Annotated in this window: 14 protein-coding genes; 7 read left to right on the top strand and 7 right to left on the bottom strand. The window is 69.9% G+C overall.

Annotation, left to right across the window (positions count from 1 at the left end):
- From ABZU32_RS26975 to ABZU32_RS26955, 5 genes are all read right to left on the bottom strand, one after another.
- On the bottom strand, positions 1 to 893 hold an 893-nt coding region (locus ABZU32_RS26975; RefSeq protein WP_354926266.1), incomplete at its 3' end, for a Gfo/Idh/MocA family oxidoreductase.
- Positions 890 to 1,918 (bottom strand): ABC transporter substrate-binding protein, encoded by a 1,029-nt coding sequence (locus ABZU32_RS26970; RefSeq protein ID WP_354926264.1) that lies wholly within the window; start codon positions 1,916 to 1,918, stop codon positions 890 to 892. The genes ABZU32_RS26970 and ABZU32_RS26975, both read right to left, overlap by 4 nt.
- Positions 1,919 to 2,033: 115 nt before the next feature.
- Complete coding sequence (locus ABZU32_RS26965) at positions 2,034 to 3,065, bottom strand: ABC transporter permease (RefSeq protein WP_354852060.1); 1,032 nt, start codon at positions 3,063 to 3,065, stop codon at positions 2,034 to 2,036.
- Positions 3,062 to 4,549, bottom strand: coding sequence for a sugar ABC transporter ATP-binding protein (locus ABZU32_RS26960; RefSeq protein WP_354926261.1), 1,488 nt, complete (start codon positions 4,547 to 4,549; stop codon positions 3,062 to 3,064). The genes ABZU32_RS26965 and ABZU32_RS26960 overlap by 4 nt, the downstream gene beginning before the upstream one ends.
- Before the next feature lie 261 nt (positions 4,550 to 4,810).
- The gene (locus tag ABZU32_RS26955) at positions 4,811 to 6,097 is read right to left on the bottom strand and encodes an ROK family protein (RefSeq protein ID WP_354926260.1); all 1,287 of its coding nucleotides are present in this window, start codon (positions 6,095 to 6,097) and stop codon (positions 4,811 to 4,813) included.
- 238 nt (positions 6,098 to 6,335) lie between these two features.
- Between ABZU32_RS26955 and ABZU32_RS26950 the strand changes: the two genes are divergently transcribed.
- From ABZU32_RS26950 to ABZU32_RS26935, 4 genes are all read left to right on the top strand, one after another.
- Positions 6,336 to 7,619, top strand: coding sequence for an ROK family transcriptional regulator (locus tag ABZU32_RS26950; RefSeq protein WP_354926258.1), 1,284 nt, complete (start codon positions 6,336 to 6,338; stop codon positions 7,617 to 7,619).
- Positions 7,620 to 7,831: 212 nt separating this feature from the next.
- On the top strand, positions 7,832 to 13,594 hold the full coding sequence (locus tag ABZU32_RS26945; RefSeq protein ID WP_354926256.1) for a ThuA domain-containing protein: 5,763 nt from the start codon (positions 7,832 to 7,834) through the stop codon (positions 13,592 to 13,594).
- Positions 13,595 to 14,094: 500 nt separating this feature from the next.
- Positions 14,095 to 14,703: a hypothetical protein gene (locus ABZU32_RS26940; protein ID WP_354926254.1), complete on the top strand. Its 609-nt coding sequence runs from the start codon at positions 14,095 to 14,097 to the stop codon at positions 14,701 to 14,703.
- Entirely contained in the window at positions 14,700 to 15,278 is a 579-nt protein-coding gene (locus tag ABZU32_RS26935; protein ID WP_354926252.1) for a hypothetical protein, read from the top strand. The genes ABZU32_RS26940 and ABZU32_RS26935 overlap by 4 nt, the downstream gene beginning before the upstream one ends.
- A gap of 120 nt (positions 15,279 to 15,398) precedes the next feature.
- On the opposite strand, the gene ABZU32_RS26930 is transcribed toward ABZU32_RS26935, so the two are convergent.
- Positions 15,399 to 15,890 (bottom strand): hypothetical protein, encoded by a 492-nt coding sequence (locus tag ABZU32_RS26930; RefSeq protein WP_354926250.1) that lies wholly within the window; start codon positions 15,888 to 15,890, stop codon positions 15,399 to 15,401.
- A 155-nt stretch (positions 15,891 to 16,045) separates the two neighbouring features.
- On the opposite strand from ABZU32_RS26930, the gene ABZU32_RS26925 reads away from it, so the two are divergent.
- Both ABZU32_RS26925 and ABZU32_RS26920 read left to right on the top strand, forming a co-directional pair.
- Entirely contained in the window at positions 16,046 to 16,654 is a 609-nt protein-coding gene (locus tag ABZU32_RS26925) for a helix-turn-helix domain-containing protein (protein ID WP_354926248.1), read from the top strand.
- Positions 16,651 to 17,958, top strand: a complete 1,308-nt coding sequence (locus ABZU32_RS26920; protein WP_354926246.1) for an MFS transporter — start codon at positions 16,651 to 16,653, stop codon at positions 17,956 to 17,958. Before ABZU32_RS26925 ends, ABZU32_RS26920 begins: the two co-directional genes overlap by 4 nt.
- Before the next feature lie 72 nt (positions 17,959 to 18,030).
- On the opposite strand, the gene ABZU32_RS26915 is transcribed toward ABZU32_RS26920, so the two are convergent.
- Positions 18,031 to 18,633: a hypothetical protein gene (locus ABZU32_RS26915; protein WP_354926244.1), complete on the bottom strand. Its 603-nt coding sequence runs from the start codon at positions 18,631 to 18,633 to the stop codon at positions 18,031 to 18,033.
- A gap of 102 nt (positions 18,634 to 18,735) precedes the next feature.
- Here ABZU32_RS26915 and ABZU32_RS26910 point away from each other — a divergent pair, with 102 nt between their 5' ends.
- Positions 18,736 to 19,293, top strand: coding sequence for a DUF1360 domain-containing protein (locus ABZU32_RS26910; protein WP_354852042.1), 558 nt, complete (start codon positions 18,736 to 18,738; stop codon positions 19,291 to 19,293).
- Positions 19,294 to 19,303: the final 10 nt, after the last annotated feature.

Here is a 19,303-nt window from a genome sequence, read left to right as displayed (position 1 = left end):
CACAGCTCGTTCATCGACTCGAAGTCGAAGGCCAGGCTCCCGAGCTCCCCGTTCACCTCGATGCGCATCGCGTTCTTGCGCCCACTGGCGAAACGGGTCGCCTCGAAGGAGGCCAGCCCGCCGCCGCTGAGCCGGGCGGTGAACAGCGCGGCGTCGTCGACGGTGACCTCGCCCCTGCCCGCGCCGCCCGCGGCCGAGAGCCCGGCCGACTCCTCGGCCAGGGGGCGTTCCTTGACGAAGGTCTCGGTGAGCGCCGACACCCCGGTCAGCCGCTCGCCGGTGACGAACTCGGCGGTGTCCACGATGTGCGCGCCGATGTCGCCCAGCGCGCCCGACCCCGCCTTGTCCTTGCGCAGCCGCCACACCAGCGGGAACTCCGGGTCGACGATCCAGTCCTGCAGGTACTGCGCCCGCACGTGGCGGACGGCGCCGATGCGGCCCTCGGCGACCCACTGGCGGGCCAGCGCGACGGCCGGGACCCGCCGGTAGTTGAAGGCCACCATCGCGCGCACGCCCCGCCCGGCCGCGGCGCGGGCGGCGGCGGCCATGGCCTCGGCCTCGGCGACGGTGTTGGCCAGCGGCTTCTCGCAGATGACGTGCTTGCCGGCCTCCAGCGCGGCGATGGCGATCTCGGCGTGGCTGTCGCCGGGCGTGCAGATGTCGACGATCTGCACGTCATCGCGGGCGATGAGGCGCTTCCAGTCGGTCTCCGCGTGGGCCCAGCCGAGCTTCGCCGCGGCCTGCGCGGTCGCCTCGGCGGACCTGCCGGCCAGCGCGACCATCGCGGGTTCGAGCGGCAGGTCGAAGAACGCGTCCACGCTGCGCCAGGCCTGCGAGTGGGTGCGGCCCATGAACGCGTAGCCGATCATGCCGACCCCGGCGACAGGCCTCATGACTCGAATCCGAGCGGCAGATACTTCTGCGCGTTGTCCTTGGTGATGGTCTCCGACGTCAGCGTGACCGACTGCGGCACCTGCTGCTCGACCAGGTCGCTCAGACCCTTGCCCTGGGCGATGAGCCGCGCCAGCTTGATCGCCGAAGCCGCCATCGTCGGGCTGTAGGTCACCGTCGCCTTCAACACACCCGAATCGGCCGCGATGTCGCGCATCGCGTTCGCCGACCCCGCACCACCCACCATGAAGAACTCGTTGCGCCCGGCCTCCTTCACCGCCGCCAGCACACCGATGCCCTGGTCATCGTCGTGGTTCCAGATCGCGTCGATCTTCTTGTGCGCCTGCAGCAGGTTGCTCGCCACCTGCGTGCCCGACTCCACCGTGAACTTCGCGTCCTGCTGGGCGGTCACCGAGAACCCGAAGGTCTTCAGCGCGTCGGCGAAGCCCTTACTGCGGTCCTGGGTCAACGGCAGCGTCGCGATGCCCTGAATCTCCAGGATCACCGGGTTGGACACGCCCTTGTCCTTCAGCGTCTTGCCGATGTAAGTGCCCGCGGCCACGCCCATGCCGTAATTGTCCCCCCCGATCCACATCCGGTACGAGAGCTTGTCAGGGAAGATCCGGTCGACGTTGATCACCGGGATACCGGCGTCCATCGCCTTACGAGCCACCTGGTTCAACTGCTCACCATCGTTGGGCAGGATCACCAGCGCACTCACCTTGGCGGCGATCAACGACTCCACCGCCGAGATCTGCTGATTGATGTCATTGGTCGGCTCGACCGGCTTGAACTCCACATCCGAGTACTTCTTCGCCGCGTCCTGCGCGTTCTTCGTGATCGCCGCGATCCAGCCATGGTCGGCCGCCGGCGCCGAGAACCCGATGACGACCTTGGTGCCCGGCTTGTCGTTGTCCGTCCCCGCCGCCGCGGCGGCCTGGGTGGCGGCGGCGGAGGGCGCGGCGGCCGGCTCGTTGCTCGTGCAGGCGCTCACCAGGGCGCCGGCGCCGACGACGGCGCCGCTCACCAGGAAACCGCGCCGGCCTACGTTCTTTTCCATGATTTCTCCTTTGGGTGCAGCTGATCGCGTGCGCGATCCGGCCGCGGAGCCCTCGCCGCGAAGCGGAGAGGGCTCCGCGGTTTCAGGTGCCTGTCGCCAGGCTTCGCCGCTGCAACAGCACGGCGACGACGATGATGATCCCCTTGGCGATGAGCTGGTCGCTGGTGTTCAGCCCGTTCAGGATGAACAGGTTGGTGATCAACGTGAAGATCAGCAGGCCGAGGATGGAGCCGATGATGCTCCCCCGGCCGCCGGTGAGGAGCGTGCCGCCGATGATGACCGCGGCGATCGCGTCCAGTTCGTACAGGTCGCCGTGCGTCGACGAACCGGTCGTCGTCCTGGCCATGATCAGTACCGCCGCGATGCCGCAGCACAGGCCGGACAGCACGTACAGCAGCACGGTGTGGCGGCGCACATCGATGCCGGCCAGGCGCGCGGCCTCGGGGTTGCCGCCGACCGCGTAGGTGCGCCGGCCGAAGGTGGTGCGGTTCAGCAGGATCCAGCCCAGCAGCACGACGACGGCGAAGATGTACACCAGCACGGGCAGGCCGAGCACCCGCGTCGTGGAAAGCCCCACGATCGCGTCGTTGCCCTGCTGCACGAGCTGGGTCCTGCGGTCCGACATCCGCTGCGCCAGCCCACGGGCGGCCACCAGCATCGCCAGCGTGGCGATGAAGGGCACCATCCGCCCATAGGCGATCAGCAGTCCGTTGACCAGGCCGGCGCCGGCGCCCACCAGGACGGCGCACACGATCATCACGAACGGGCCGTAGGCCTGCGTGGCCAGCGTGGTGGCCCACACCGAGGCCAGCGCCATCAGGGCGCCGACCGACAGGTCGATGCCGCCGCCGATGATCACGAAGGTCATGCCGACGGTGATCACGCCGATGGTCGCGGTCAGCGACAGCACGCTCACCAGGTTGGACCCGGTGCCGAAGGCGTCGGGCACCGTCACCATGCCCACCGCCGCCAGCAGCGCGAGCGCGATGATCAGTCCGAGATGGGGGATCGCCCCCAGGCGGTTCAGCGTCGTCGTGCCAGAGGCGGGTCCGCCGGTCCGTGACCGGCCGGTCGTCCCCTGTTCGTCCACCGCGGGCTTCAGGGAGTCGCTCACGCCGGTCTTCCTTCCATGATCATGTCGAGGACGTTGTGTTCGTCGAGGTCCCGGGCGTCGCTCTCGTGGATCACGCGCCCCTCCCGGATGACCAGCACCCGGTCGGCTAGGCCGAGCACCTCGGGGACCTCGCTGGAGACCAGCAGCACGCCGATCCCCTCGTCGGCCAGCTTCCTGATGACGGCGTACAGCTCCGCCCGGGCCCCGACGTCGACGCCGCGGGTCGGCTCGTCGAGCAGCAGCAGCCTGCGGCCGTTGATCAGCCAGCGCGCCAGCACCGCCTTCTGCTGGTTGCCGCCGGACAGGTTCTTGATCGGCCGTTCCAGGTGAGGGGGGCGGATGCCCAGGTCCTCGACCTGGCGCCAGGCGTCGGACGCCTCCCGGCGGCGGTCCATCCAGCCGAACCTGGCGTAGCGGCCGAGGCTGCTCAGCGAGATGTTGCGCATGACGCTCTGGTCGAGCAGCAGCGCCTGGGCCTTGCGCTCCTCGGGGGCGAGCCCCATGCCGGCCCGCACGGCGCGGGTGGTGCTGCCGCCACGCACCGGGACGCCCTCCACGACGACCCTGCCCGTGGCGCGGCGGGCTCCGTAGATCGCTTCGATGATCTCCGAACGGCCCGACCCCACCAGCCCGGCCAGCCCGACGATCTCCCCGGCGTGCACGGTGAACGACACGTCCCTGACCCGGCCGGGGACGCTCAGCCCCTCCACGCGCAGGATCTCCGGACGGCCCTCGTGGCCGCCGGGCGCGGGCCGGGGCGGGAAGACGTGCTCGACGTTGCGGCCGGTCATGAGCGAGACCACCTGCGAGGTGGGCGTCTGCTTGGCCGGCAGCCCGACCGCGACCGTGCGCCCGTCCTTCAGGACCGTCACCCGGTCGCCGATCTCGCGGATCTCCTCCAGCCGGTGCGAGATGTAGACCACCGCCACACCCCGCGCGGTCAGGTCGCGGATGATCCGGAACAGGTTCTCCACCTCGTCGTGGGCCAGGGCCGCCGACGGCTCGTCCATCACGATCAGCCGGGTGTCGTACGACAGCGCCCGCGCCATGCTGACCACCTGCTTGGCCGCGGGCGCCAGCCGTCCCACCTCGGTCGCCGGGCGGATCTCGCCGTGGCCGAGCCCGCTCAGCAGCTCCCGGGCGGCGCGGTTCACCTCGCCCTGGCTGACGAACCCCATCCGGGCCGGCTCGTGGCCGAGAAAGATGTTCTCGGCCACGCTCAGCCCGTCGACCAGGTCCAGTTCCTGGTAGATCGTGGAGACGCCCAGCCTGATCGCGGCGGTCGGGCTGGTCAGGCGAACCGATTCGCCCCCGAAGGTGATGGTGCCCTCGTCGGGCTGGTGCGCTCCGGCCAGCACCTTGATGAGGGTCGACTTGCCCGCGCCGTTCTGGCCGAGCAGGCAGTGCACCTCCCCGGCGCGGACGTCGAGGTCGACGCCGTCGAGGGCGCGCACGCCGGGGAACTGCTTGACGATTCCTCGCATGACGAGGAGAGAAGCCGAGTCGGGAGATGACCGCGGCACGGGGAGCCTCCGGGGGGTGTGTCTGGACGGCCGAGCGGGGAGAGGGGATCCCGTTCGCCGGCCGGGTCAGACGGCACGACTGGGACGGCACCGAAGTCGGCGAGGACGGTGACGTCACAGCTCTGACCGACGGCCGGCGAACGGGACGCTTGGTGAAGGGCGGTGAGGACAGGAGGAAGCGTTCAGGGTGCGGGGGTGGTCGTTGCCTTCCGTGCCAGGGATCTACGAGCGGCGGATCGCGATGGTGGTGGGGTCGGACAGCACCCGCTGGATGACGACGTTGACCGCGCCCCGTGCGGCCGCGCCGAAGCCCAGGGTGGAGGCGAGGAAGCGGCAGCGACCGGTGACGGCGGTCATGCCCAGCCCGTCCAGCTCCGTCTGCGCGACGGGGATGAGCCGGTCGGCGAGCCGGGCGAAGTATCCGCCCAGCACGACGGCCCGCGGGTTGAACAGGTTGATCAGCAGCGCGGTTCCGCGCCCGAGCCACCGGCCCACCTCGGTGATGGCGGCGTCGACCCGGGGATCTCCTTCGGCCCGCCGTTGGTCGATCTCCGCCAGTCGCTCCTCGGGATCGCGCAGCAGGTGCCGGTCGGTGCCGTAGGCGTGGTCGGGGACCGCCATCCGCACCAGCGCCGCCAACCCCACCTTGGTCTCCCAGCAGCCGGTCCTGCCGCAACCGCACCGCTCGCCCGACGGGTCGACCACGACGTGGCCGACCTCGCCCGCGAACCCGTCCGCCCCGCTCAGAGGGCGGCCGCCGGAGATGATGCCGCAGCCCACGCCGACCTCCCCGGTGAGGTAGACCAGGTCGGGCGTGCCCATGGCGACCCCTGAGGTGTACTCGGCCAGCGCGGCGAGGTTGGCGTCGTTGTCGATGGTGACGGGCACCCGCGCGGAGATGCCGGCGGACTTCAGCCGGTCGACCAGCGGCACCTGGTGCCAGCCGAGGTTGGGGGCGACGACGACGGTGCCCGTGGCGGCGTTGACCAGTCCGGGGATGGCCACGGTGATCCCCGCCAGCGCGACTCCGAGCCGGTCGAGGTCCGTGACGGCCTTGTCGATCACCTGGGAGAGCTTGCCGAGGGAGCGGCCGGGGCCGGCTCCCATCGCGTCGAAGCCGATCCTGCGGTCGATGAGCACCCGTCCCGCCAGGTCGGTGGCGAACGCGGCGACGTAGTCGACGTTCACCTCCACTCCGAGGGCGCCGACCCTCGCGCCGTCGAGGGTGAGCGCGAGGCTCGGCCGCCCGACGGAGCCCGCGTGCTGCGGCCCGATCTCCTTGAGCAGTCCCCGCGCCTGCAACTCCCCCACCAGGCTGGTGATGGTGGTCTTGTTCAGGCCGGTCTCGATGGCGACCGCCGACCGGGAGCACTGCCCGCGTTCGCTGACATGGCGAAGCACCAGGGAGAGGTTGGAACGGCGAACCGTGGTCTGGTCGGCGGGAAGCCCCGCCGGTCGGCCGAGACCCCTCGGTTCGACGAGGCGGCCGTCGGGCTGGTTGTGCTCCACGGCCCTCCTTAATTGATTCGCATGGCTCGCCGAATTAAAGACATACACACACGGATGAGACAAGCGGCGAGGGGCGACGAGCTGTGTAACTTTCCCGTAACGAGAGGTTTTTTGCTGCTGACCTGCCGTTCTCCGGCGCGATGCCAACTCGTTACCTCGCAATGGAGTGCATACCGGACATCTCCGTGTTACAAACCTCATTAATTGATCACGGAGATAAACGAAGGGCGGTGACCGCGTGACCCAGGACCCCCGCCTTATCCGCGCGGCGAGCGGCACCGCCCCGCCCACCAGTGCCACCGCTCTGCGCAGGGCCAACCTGTCATCGGTGCTTCGTCAGCTTCGCGACCATGTGTCACGTTCCAGGGCCGACATCGCCGAGGCGACCGGCCTGCACCGGGCCACGGTCTCCAACCTCGTGGCCGAGCTCCTCGAATGGGACCTGGTGCGGGAGGTGGGCATCGAGCACGTCGGCGCGGTCGGCCGTCCCCGGCGGGCCGTGGCGCTGCACGGCGCCCACGTCGGCGCGCTGGGACTGGAGATCAACGTCGACTACATCTCGGTCCACGGCCGCGACCTCAGCGGCCATGTCCTGGTGGAGCGCCGGGTCAGCTTCGACGCGGTGGGCAGCGGCACCGACAGGTCACTGCGCCGGCTCGGCCTGGTGGCCCGGGAGGCCATCGAGGCGATGAAGCGCGCCGGGGCCGTCCCGGCCGGCGTCGCGGTGGCGATCCCGGCCCTGGTCGACGTCGCGTGCGGCGTCGTGAGGTTCGCGCCCAACCTCGACTGGCACGACCTGCCGCTGGCCGATCGGCTGTCCTCCGCGCTCGGCCCGCTCAGCGTGCCGGTGATGGTGGACAACGACGCCAACCTGGCGGCTCTGGCCGAGTACACCTCGGGCGTCGCCGCCGGCACGCCGCACATGGTCTACCTCACCGGCGAGGTCGGCGTGGGCGGCGGGATCATCGTCGACGGCAGGCTGCTGCGCGGCGCGGACGGCTTCTCCGGGGAGGTGGGGCACCTGCCCGTCGACCCGGCCGGCGCCCGCTGCGGATGCGGCCGGCACGGCTGCTGGGAGACCAAGGTGGGCCTCGCGGCGCTGGCGCGCGCGGCGATGCCCGAGCAGGCGTACACGCTGCCCGGTCTCCCGGTGTCCGACCCGGAGGAACGGGCGACGGAGATCGCCCGAAGGCTGGCCGCGGGCGACCGCGGCATGCTGGAGGCGGTCACGCAGGTCGGACGGTGGCTCGGGCTCGGCGGCTCGATCGTGGCCAACCTGTTCAACCCGCGCGTGATCGTCGTCGGCGGCTACTTCGCCACGCTGGCCGAGTGGCTGCTGCCGCACGCCCAGGCGGAGCTGGAGCGGCTCGTCGTGGCCGGCCCCGCCCCCCAATGCAGATTCACCGCCTCTGATCTAGGTTTCGGCGCCGCGTCCCGCGGCGCCGCGAGCATGGTGGTCAACCACCTCATCGACGACCCGACAACGATCATGAGTTCCTTACCCAGGCCGACGGTTCCCTGACGGCCTCCCAGTACCTGGAGACGGCACATCTCCAGTCACCGCAGTGTCCATCTCAACAAGCGGCAACAAGCGCGGCGGCGCGCGCCTTGCCTGACGTCCCCCCGGTCAGGAAAGGGTTTCCCATGTCACCACGTTCTCGAACGTGGGCCAGGCCGTTCACCGCGGTCCTGCCAGCAGATCACCTTCGCCTTCTACGGGCGACGGCGGCGACGATGGCCCTCGCCCTCGTCCTCCCCATCCTCACCTTCCTGGTGTCCTCGCCGAGCGCCGCGAACGCCGAGAGCACGGCGAGCGCCGCGGCCCCCGACTTCAAGGTCCTGGTCTTCTCCAAGACCACCGGCTTCCGGCACGACGCGATTCCCGAGGGCATCGCGGCCGTCCAGAAGCTCGGCCAGGAGAACAACTTCGCGGTCGACACGACCGAGGACAGCACCACCTTCACCGACGAGAACCTGAAGCAGTACCAGGCCGTCATCTTCATGTCCACGACCGGCGACCCGCTGGGCACGCAGGACCAGAAGGACGCCTTCCAGCGCTACATCGAGGCCGGCGGCGGTTACGCCGGTGTCCACGCCGCCTCCGACAGCGGCTACAACTGGGCGTGGTACGGCAAGCTGGTCGGCGCGTACTTCAAGCAGCACCCGGCCATCCAGCAGGCCACCGTCAAGGTCGAGGACCCGGCTCACCCCTCCACCCAGGGGCTGCCGACGTCGTGGACCCGCACCGACGAGTGGTACGACTACCAGTCCAACCCCCGCGGCACCGTGCACGTGCTGGCGTCGATGGACGAGAAGTCCTACACCGGCGCCACCATGGGCATCGACCACCCGACGGTGTGGTGCCAGGACTACGACGGCGGCCGCTCCTGGTACACCGGCCTTGGCCACACCAAGGAGAGCTACGCCGAGCCGAACTTCCTGAAGATGCTGCTCGGCGGCATCGAGACCGCCGCGGGCGCCGTGAAGGCCGACTGCTCGGCCTCGCAGAGCGACAGCTTCGACAAGGTCAGCCTCGACGAGAACACCTCCAACCCGATGATGCTGGACGTGGCCAAGGACGGCCGGGTCTTCTACATCGACCGGCTGGGCGACGTCAAGATCATCAAGACCAGCGGCGGCTCCGTCACCGCCGGTCACCTGAACGTCTTCACCGCCAACGAGAGCGGCCTGCTCGGACTGGCGCTGGACCCGGCGTTCGACACCAACCACTGGCTGTACCTGTACCACTCGCCGGCGGGTGAGAACGTCGACCGGCTCAGCCGGTTCACGGTCACCGGGGACACCCTCGACATGTCCAGCGAGAAGAAGATCATGGACGTGCCGGTGCAGCGGGCCGAGTGCTGCCACCACGGCGGCGGCATGGTGATCGACGCCAAGACCGGCGACCTGTGGCTCGCCACCGGTGACAACACCAACCCGTTCGCCTCGGACGGCTACGCGCCGCTCGACGAGCAGGCGGGCCGGTCGTCCTGGGACTCCCAGCGCAGCGCGGGCAACACCAACAGCCTGAGCGGCAAGCTGCTGCGCATCCACCCCGAGACGAACGGCACCTACACCGTCCCCTCGGGCAACCTGTTCCCCGCCGGCACGGCGAAGACCAAGCCCGAGATCTACGGCATGGGCTTCCGCAACCCGTTCCGTATGGGCCTGGACCCGAAGACGGGCCGTCCCATGGTCGCCGAGTACGGCCCGGACGCCAACTCCGCGAACGCCAACCGCGGTCCGGAGAACACCGTCGAGTGGAACCTGGTCGCCAAGCCGGGCAACTACGGCTGGCCGTACTGCAACGGCAACAACAAGCCGTTCGTCGACTACAACTTCGCGACCAAGACCTCCGGAGCGCCGTTCAACTGCGACGCGCCGGTCAACGACTCGCCCAACAACGACGGCCTGACCAACCTGCCGCCGGTGATCCCGGCGACGGTCTGGTACCACTACAACACCGACGCGCAGAACTTCCCCGAGCTGCACGGCGGGGCGCCGATGGGCGGACCGGTCTACCGGTACAACCCCGACCTGCAGTCGGCCACCAAGTGGCCGGCGTACTGGGACGGCAAGGCGATCTTCGGTGAGTGGAACAACAACCAGATGTTCTCGTTCCAGCTCGACGAGAACGGCGCCAAGCTCGTCAAGATCAACCAGATCCTCAAGACCCTGAGCTTCAAGAAGCCCATGGACATGAAGTTCGGCCCCGACGGTGCGCTGTACCTCATCGAGTGGGGATCGGGCTTCGGCGGCGACAACGCCGACTCGGGGGTCTACCGCGTCGACTACACCAAGGGCGTGCGCCCGCCGGTCGCCCGCGTCTCGGCCGACAAGACCGACGGCCCGGCGCCGCTGACCGTGCAGTTCTCCAGCGAGGGCTCACGGGACCCGGACGGCAAGACCATCACCTACGCGTGGGACTTCGACGCCGACGGCACGACCGACTCGACCGACCCCAACCCGTCGTACACCTACACCAAGGCGGGCAACTACAGCGCGGTCCTGACGATCACCAACCCCGACGGCGTCACCGCCAATGCCAGCGTGCCGATCGTCGCGGGCAACACCCGCCCGACCGTCACCCTGCTCCCGCCGCCGGACGGAGGCTTCTTCGAGTTCGGTGACCAGGTGAAGTACAAGGTCGCCGTCACCGACCCCGAGGACGGGGACATCGACTGTGACAAGGTCCAGGTCCAGGCGTTCCTCGGTCACGACAGCCACTCCCACCCCCTCGACCAGCACACCGGTTGCGAGGGTGTGCTGCAGACGCTCACCGACAACGGTCACGGAATCGACGACAACCTCTTCTACGTGATCGAGGCCACCTACGCCGACAAGGGCGGCGCCAGCGGCGCGGCCAAGTCCCTCACCGGACGCGGCCAGGTCATCCTGCAGCCCAAGCGCAAGCAGGCCGAGCACTTCACCCAGACCGGCCGCGCCGCGGGCGGCACGGGCACCGACGCCCCGGGCGTCCAGGTGGAGGACACCACCGACCCGCAGGGCGGCACCAAGAACATCGGCAACATCCAGGACGGCGACTGGTGGTCCTACTCCCCGGTTTACCTGGGGAACATCAGCGCGGTCCGGCTGCGCGTCTCGTCGGCCACCTCCGGCGGCACCGTCCAGGTGCGGCTGGGCGACCCGGTGAACGGGCAGCTGATCGGATCGGCCGACGTGCAGGGCACCGGAGGCTGGCAGACGTTCACCGACGTCACGATCAACCTGACCGACGCCCCGGCGCAGACGGGGACGCTGTACTTCGTCGTGCGCAAGCCGGCGAGCGCCGCCAACGACGCCTTCCTGATCAACGCCAACTGGGTCGACTTCATCGGCAAGGGCGTCACCGAGAACCAGCGCCCGCTGGTCACCGCGTCGGCGAAGCCCACGACGGGAACCTCTCCGCTGAAGGTCGACTTCACCGCGACGGCGACCGACCCCGACGGGGACGAGCCGCTCACCTACAAGTGGAACTTCGGCGTGGCCGGGGCTCCGGAGCCGACGACCGCCGCGGCGAGCTACACCTACAACGCGCCGGGCACCTACACCGCGACGGTGTCGGTGACCGACGCCAAGGGTGCGGTGGCCACCGCCAAGGTCACGGTCAAGGTGGACGCGCCGGCCACGCAGTGCTTCACCGGCCGTTCCGACGACTTCCTGGGGACCACGCTCGACCGTGACCGCTGGTCGGTCATCCGGGAGAACCAGGACCTCAAGGTCGTGGACGGCAAGCTCATCATCCCGACGTCCACCACCGACATCTACAGCGCGGGCGGCAACACGACCAACATCGTCGTGCAGCCGGCGCCGTCGGGGGCCTGGACGGCCACCACCAAGCTGACGATGAACGCCCGCGACCAGTACCAGCAGGCGGGCCTGATCATCTACGGCGACGACGACAACTACGCCAAGATGGTGCTGCAGGCGCGGGGGAGCAACTCCCACGCCAACCGCGTCTTCCAGTTCATCCGGGAGGAGAAGGGCACTCCCAACGAGGTCACGGCGAGCAACTCCGCCCAGCTCGGGGACACCTACCCCGACACGGTGTACGTGCGGTTCGTCAGCGACGGCACCAACATCACCGCTCACTACTCCTCCGACGGTGTCACCTTCACCGCCATGTCGCAGACCAAGCCGCTCGCCGGGATGACCAACCCGAAGATCGGTTTCCTCTCGCTGGCCGGCGCCAACCACCCTGTGGTGGACGCGGCGTTCGACTGGTTCCAGATCACGCCGGACGACAAGGCCACCAGGCCGGGCACGGACGACGAGTTCGACGGGACCTCCCTCGACGGCTGCCGCTGGGACGCCTCGGTGCGCCCCGACCCCACCGCCTCGCGGGTGACGGGCGGCAACCTGGAGATCGACACCCAGGCGGGTGACATCTACGGGACCGGCAACAGCTCTCCGAAGAACTTCATCCTGCAGCCGGCGCCGGAGGGCGACTGGACGCTGGAGACCAAGCTCGACGGATCTGCGATCAGCGAGCAGTACCACCAGGGTGGTCTGATCGTCTACACCGGTGACGACGACTACGTGAAGCTGGACCTGGTCGCCGACAGCACCCCCGGCTCGACGGTCGCCCGTCGTCTGGAGTTGCGCAGCGAGGTCGGCGGCGCCGTGCAGGACCCGCAGCCGCAGGTGGGCAACGTCACCAGCGGCGTGTGGTGGCTGCGCCTGGTGAAGAAGGGTGACGCCTTCAGCGGGTTCTACTCCGCCGACGGCACCACCTGGACCGAGATCGCCGCGAACACCCCGGTGCGCAACAGCGTGGTGGCCAACGGCGGCAAGATCGGCCTGTTCGCCTTCGGCGCGAGCCAGACCAAGTCCGCGACCGTCAAGTTCGACTACTTCCACCTCTCCAAGGTGGTCGAGCAGTCCGACAAGACGGCTCCGGTGACGAGCGCCACGACCGACCCGGCGCAGCCGGACAGCGGCTGGTTCACCGCGCCGGCGCAGGTCACGCTGACCGCCGCCGACGAGGAGAAGGGCAGCGGGGTCGACCGCACGGAGTACCAGCTGGACGGCGGCGCCTGGACCGCCTACACCGAGGCGATCGTCGTCTCCGGTGACGGCGCGCACACCCTCGCCTACCGCTCCGCCGACAAGGCGGGCAACGTCGAGGACGCCAAGACCCTCGAGGTCAAGGTGGACACGACGGCTCCGACGACCACCGCGGCGTCCGCTCCGGCGAACGACGACGGCTGGCACAACGGCGCCGTGCCGGTGACCCTGACCGCGGCGGACCAGGCGTCCGGCGTGGCCTCCATCGAGTACTCGCTGGACGGGGGCGCCTGGACGCCGTACACCGCGGTCGTCGACATCACGGGCGAGGGACAGCACCAGCTGCAGTACCGCTCGACTGACAAGGCCGGCAACGTCGAGGACGTCAAGGCCGTGACGGTCAAGATCGACACCAAGGCCCCGACCGTCATGGTCACCGGGGTCGCCAACGGCGCCCAGTACGGCGACAGCCAGGACCTGAAGGTCGCCTGGCAGGCCATCGACAACGGGTCCGGCCTCAAGTCGGTCACCGGCACGCTGGACGGCCAGACGATCACCTCCGGGACCGTCGTCGCGCTGTACCCGCTGTCGCTGGCCGAGCACACGCTCACCGTCACCGCCGTCAACAAGGCGGGCAACACCACGGCGCAGACGGTGAAGTTCACCATCGCCACCTCTACCGCCGAGATCGGCCGGCTGATCGACCGCTTCGAGAAGGAGAAGAAGCTCGACCGCAAGGCCGCCGAGAAGCTGCAGAAGGCGATCGCCGAGGTCCGCAAGGCCGAGGACGACAACGGCCACGGCCACGGTCACGGCGACAAGGGCAAGGGCAAGGACCAGAACAACGACAAGAAGATCGTCAAGGCTCTGGAGGACTTCAAGAAGGTCGTCAACGACAAGAAGATCGTCAAGGACGCGCAGGTCCGCACCACGCTCGTGCGTGACGCGGACACGCTGATCGTCCGGTACGGCGGCACGCCGAAGAACTGATCACCAGCGGGGCCTAGGCCCCCAGGGGCGCCGGGCCACCGGAAGGAGACCCGGCGCCCCGCTGAACCCAGGGTGCCCCGTGACACGCGTCACGGGGCACCCGCCCCACTATCCCCCGAAAGCGCCCTGAGGAGGTGGCGGTCATCGGCCAGAACAGGAAAGCGACGCCGGTCCGGAACTCGTCAGCGTCCCAGAACCCCCCGGCCGGCGGTTCACCCGTCCGCACTCCGTCCCGGACCAAGAACGCACCTCGCACCGAGAACGCGTCTCGAACCGGAAACACGTCTCGAACCGAGAACGCGTCCCGGACCGCAAGCACACCCCGGACCGAGAACGCGCCCCGGACCGCAAGCACACCCCGCGCCGGCAACGCGCCCCGAGCCGGAAGCGCGTCCCGGACTTGGAACGCGCCCCGGACCGGAAGCGCACCTCGGGCCTGGAACGCGCCTCGGCCCGGGAACACACCCCGGACCTGGAACGCGTCCCGGGTCTGGACGCTCGTGGCCGCGTTCGCGCTCGGGGTGCTCCTGTCCGGCGGCCTGGTCTTCGCGGTGACCGGGCCGGACTCCACCGAGCGGATGGCCGACCAGCTTCGGACCCAGGCCGCCCTCCGCGACAAGACGCAGATCAAGGACCTCACCGCGCTGGCGCGCACCACCCGCGACTGGCTCGCTCCCGTGCTGGAGGGACTGGCCCTGGCCATGCCCGACGGCGACGCCGCCGCCGGCCCCGCCGCGGTGACCTCCGCGGACGTCGGCGAGTGGCGCGAGGCGGCCACCGCGGCCGTCGCGAGCTTCGCCGACCCGCCCTCGGGCGAGACCGCGACCAACGTGGCCAGGTCGAGTCTCGCCTCCGCCGTCCGGCAGCTCGCCACCACCGTCGACGCCTACGCCGCGGCGCGCGACCTGCGCGGACCGTCCGCCGCGAGCGCGCTGGAACGGGCCGCCCGGCAACGCTCCGACGCGCTGTTCACCTGGTCGGTCGGAGCCACCGCACTGGACGCCGTGAACGTCGAGGCCGGCTACGGACACCAGCACGTCTTCCTGCAGGCACCACCCGGCGACGGGGCGCTCACCCCCGACACCGAACCCGAGGGGCACCACCCGTGAACATGACACTCAGATACGCCATGACCGTCCTGCTGTCCGGACTCGCGCTGCTGCTCGGCGCATCGGCGGCCTCCGCCCACGGCGGGCCGATCAAGCTGGAGGTGATCGGGGACGGCGCCCACAACATCAACGTCCTGGTGACCTACAAGGAGGACAACCACCCCGTCACGGAGACCGTCACCGCGACACTGCTCGCCACCTCCACCGACGGCCGCTCCTTCGGTCCGATCCCCCTCAGATCCTCATCCGAGGGCCAGAACCTCTACCACGCCGCCGAGCCGCTGCCGAGCGGCGAGTGGAAGGTCACGGTGACCGCCACCGACCCCGGCAAGGCACACAAGACGGTCAAGGTGACCGCTCAGGACCCCACCGCCCCCGCCGAGCAGGCGGCCGCCTCCCCCGCACCGCTGAACAACGCGGCGCCGAAGGCCCCCGCCCTGGACAACGCCGCGGCGGCCGCCTCCGAGCCCGGCGACGACAGCCCGCTCGGCACCCTGCTCATCATCGGCGCCCTCACCCTCGCCGCCGCCACCGCCGCCATCCTCTGGCTCCGCCGCCCCCGCTCCCACCCCTGACCCCCGCCACGCCCGCCCCCGGCGAGCCCCACGGGCCCGGCGCCACGGCCCCGGCACCCCCTTTTGGACGGGTGCCGGGGAGATCGCGGCGGAAGGCACGCCCGAGCGTGCTCCTGGGCGTCACTGACCGGTGGCAGGCCAGAATCGCAGGAGAAAGGACTCCGCCTCGTAGTCCTCGGCGTCCAGTTCGTACTCCGCGATCTCGTCATCGGTCAGGCGCCGCACACGGACATGGGCTCTGACATACCAGACTTGACCGCTTGCGCCCAGGTCGATCGTTACGGGCGATGTCCCGCCTTCGATGTCGGTCAGGTTGATCCGGCCCGAGGTCAACAGAACCTGATCGCTCACGTACGTGTCCCACGCTTCTGCCGACGACGGTGGTGGACTGCCGTTCCACGTCTCGAATGCGAAGCCGGCGGTGTGCAGTCCGAGCGGGTCCTCACTCGCGGCGGTTCTGATGACCATGACATTGGGTGTGGTCTCGAACCAGTCGCCGCCGAGCTCCCACGGCTGTTCGCTGTCATCGGTGAGGCCATCCTGGTCGGCCAGAATGAAGTGGCCGTACAGAGGCTTGAACAAGTCGGTCGCCGACGACATCAACACAGCCACGGACACGTCCTTCCCGCCATTCCAGGGCATTCGAGCCCGGCGCGGTCGAGAACAATACCTGCCGGTTCGTTCATTCGGCTGTCAGATCCTTGGTGGCCCGGCGCTGGAGATGTGAGAGTTGACTCTCAGGATATGTGAGAGGAGACTCTCACGTTATGGACTCTGGGAATCGTCTGGGCGATATCGAGATCACTGATCCGCAGGCGATGCGGGCGTTGGCGCATCCGGTGCGGCTGGCGGTCCTTGAGCGGCTGCAGCGGTACGGGGCTGCGACGGCGACGGAGCTGTCGCCGTACGTGGGAGCGACGCCGTCGGTGACGAGCTGGCATCTGCGGCACCTGGCGGGGTTCGGGCTGGTCCGCGATGCCGAGCCCGGCCCTGATCGCCGGCAGCGGCGATGGGAGGCGGCGGCGCGCGGCTTCCGGTTCGAGGCGCCGGAGGATCCCGACGATGCGGAGGGCAGGGCGGCCGCGCGGGTGCTGTCCCGGGAGATGTTCCTGCGCTCGGCGGACCTGGCGAGCCGGTGGGCCGCCGAGGTCGAGCCCGAGCTGGAACCGGAGTGGCTGAGGCACGCGGGTCTGGCCAACACCCGCGTCGTCGTCTCCCCTGACGAACTCGCCGCCATCGAGGACGCGATCGAGGGTGTTCTCGCGCCCTACGTGACGCGTGAGCAGGCCGCGCGTCCGGCCGACGGCCGTGGCGTCCGGCTGCTGCGCTACGTCCTGCCGGAGGGTGCCGAGGAGCAGACCAGCGGGCCGTCATGAGCGCCGTGGACCAGGCCGTAGCCGTATCGCTGTGGCGTGATCGGCGGTTCCGCCGTTTCTGGGCCGGCCAGTCGGTCTCGCAGTTCGGCGACCGGATCACCGAGCTGGCCCTGCCGCTCATCGCCGTGGGGGCGCTGCACGCTTCGGCCGATCAGGTGGCGTGGCTGACAGCGCTCATCTGGACCCCCAACCTGCTCGCGATCGTCCTCGGCGCCTGGGTCGACCAGCGCGCCGACAAGCGGCGCCTGATGGTTCTCGCCGACCTGGTGCGCGCGGCCGTGCTGCTCTCCCTCCCGGCCGCCTACCTCATGGGAGCGGTGACACTGGTCCAGTTGTACGCCGTGGCCCTGCTGACGGGCGCGGCCGGAGTGCTGTTCAACACCGCCTATCCGCCCTTCTTCGCCCACCTGGTGGCGAGGTCGTCCTACGTCGACGCGAACAGCAAGCTCAGCGCCAGCCGGTCCGCCTCGTACGTCGCCGGACCGGCGATCGGCGGCGCTCTGGTCCAGGCGTTGACCGCTCCCCTCGCCGTCGTCGTCGACGCGCTGACCTTCCTGGCGTCAGCGGTCCTGATCGGCCGGGTCTCTATCGGCGAACCGCCGGCCGCCCATGACCACGCGGCGCCCTCACTGCTGCGGCGTGCCAGGGAGGGACTGGCGTTCGTCGTCCGCCACCCCGTGCTGCGGGCGAGCCTCGGATGCGCCGCGACCGTCAACTTCTTCACCTTCGTCGCGGGCAGCGGGCTGCTCGTGCTGTACGCCAGCCGGGACCTCGGACTGACCGCCGGAGTCATCGGCATGGCGTTCGGGATCGGCGCCACCGGCTCGCTCCTCGGCGCGGTGATCGCCCCCAGGATCTCGCGAGGAATCGGCGTGGGCCGCAGCATCGTCGTCGGCGCCGTGTTGTTCCCGGCGCCGATCGCCATCGCCGCCGCCGCGGACGGCCCCCTCTGGGCCCGCGCCGGAGCCCTGGCCCTGGCCGAGTTCCTCTCCGGCGTCGGCGTCATGCTCTTCGACGTCAACCTCAACTCCCTGCAGACCAACGTGATCCCCGACGGCATGCGCAGCCGGGTCGCCGGCGCGTTCAGCACCATCAACTACGGCGCACGCCCGGTGGGCGCCGTCCTGGGCGGCCTCCTCGCCACCAACATCGGCCTGCGGGGAACCCTCCTCATCGCCGCCATCGGCGGGGCACTGTCCCTGCTCTGGCTGCTGCCCTCCCCGATCCCCCGCATCCGCTCCCTGACCCAGGACCGTCAGACGGCTGAGGACAGCGGTGCCGACATGCGATCATCGCCGCGCTGACCTAGACCGATGCCCTCGATCACATACAAGGGACCCGGCGGCCCGTATGGGGTCGAGCCACCGGGGGGCGGGTCAGGGCCAGGTGGTGTCGGCGTGGTCGGGGGGTGGTTTGGGGCAGGCGACGCCCAGGCGGTCCAGGAGGGTGAGGAACGTCGAGGCGTACGGCGAGGTGGAGGCGGCGACCGCGACCCGGTCCCAGTCGACCTGCTCCCTGAGCGCGCGCACCTGCGGCAGGATCGACCCGTAGTCGCAGCTGTGCTCCGACATGGGCAGGATCCATGAGATCACCAGGTCGGTGGCGTCCAGCACCGGTAGGTTCAGCGCCGCGACGTTGATCATGATCGACCGGGCGATCATCTCGGGGGTGATCGGGCGCTCCTCGATGCGGAAGATGAGGTCGACGAGCCGGTCGCCCTCGTCGAACGCCTTGACCAGCCAGTCCTCCGGGGGCTTCGCGGTGCGGAAACCGACCCCTCTGAGCATCTCCAGGGCGCGCGGCACGTCCTCCTCGACCAGGACGAAGTCGACGTCGTGCAGCGACGGCGCCGCTCCGCGCGCGTACGCCGCGCATCCTCCGGCGAGGGCGAACCGCACCCCCTCGGCTTTGAGAACCGACCCGGCGCGCTTCAACGTGTCGATGATCGCGTCGGTGACCTCATGCGTGTGACTTCCCAAGGCTCACCCCCATACGAGCGATGGCTGGAGATCTTCCGTACCCGTCTCGTCCCAGGCGAAACGCCGGGCATGGTCACCGCGGCCGGGGGTAGGCGGCGAGCTATGGCGAACAATCTGACCAAGACGCTGCGTAAGGAGGAACGGGCCTACGAGAACGGCGCAGACCGGCCGCTCGGCTCCTACCTGCGCGTCCTTGGCGTATACGGCGGCGCGGTGGCGGGCCTGGTGGCTTTGGGAAGGGCGACGGGCGTACGGCCGCCTGAGCGGATCGCCGTTCTCGACCTGCTGCTGATGGGTGTGAGCACGCATCGGCTCTCCCGAACGATCACCAAGGACCCGGTCACGAGCCCGCTCCGGGCACCTTTCACACGGTACGCCGGACTCAGCGGACCCGCCGAACTGAGGGAGGAGGTCCGCGGCCACGGCGTCAGGCACGCCGTCGGGGAGCTGGTGACCTGCCCCTTCTGCATCGCGCAGTGGATCGCGACCGGCTACGCCGCAGGCATGGTCTGGGCGCCGCGCTTCACCCGCCTGGCCGGAGCGACCATGACCGCCGTCGCGATCTCCGACTGGCTCCAGCTCGCGTACTCGCGGCTGATGCAGGCGGCGGAGAACCCCGGCGGGCGGGGCGGGAACAACGGGGACGGCGAGCAGAAATAAGAAGGACAGA

It is taken from the genome of Sphaerisporangium sp. NPDC005288 (assembly GCF_040607475.1).
GTDB lineage: Bacteria > Actinomycetota > Actinomycetes > Streptosporangiales > Streptosporangiaceae > Sphaerisporangium > Sphaerisporangium rhizosphaerae.
This window is presented reverse-complemented; position numbering and strand designations above follow the sequence as displayed.

Bases quoted from the DNA above. Each gene is read 5' to 3' on its own strand.
- ABZU32_RS26945 (WP_354926256.1), top strand. From the start codon at position 7,832: ATGGCCCTCGCCCTCGTCCTCCCCATCCTCACCTTCCTGGTGTCCTCG.
- ABZU32_RS26960 (WP_354926261.1), bottom strand. From the start codon at position 4,549: ATGCGAGGAATCGTCAAGCAGTTCCCCGGCGTGCGCGCCCTCGACGGC.
- ABZU32_RS26920 (WP_354926246.1), top strand. From the start codon at position 16,651: ATGAGCGCCGTGGACCAGGCCGTAGCCGTATCGCTGTGGCGTGATCGG.
- ABZU32_RS26925 (WP_354926248.1), top strand. From the start codon at position 16,046: ATGGACTCTGGGAATCGTCTGGGCGATATCGAGATCACTGATCCGCAG.
- ABZU32_RS26910 (WP_354852042.1), top strand. From the start codon at position 18,736: ATGGCGAACAATCTGACCAAGACGCTGCGTAAGGAGGAACGGGCCTAC.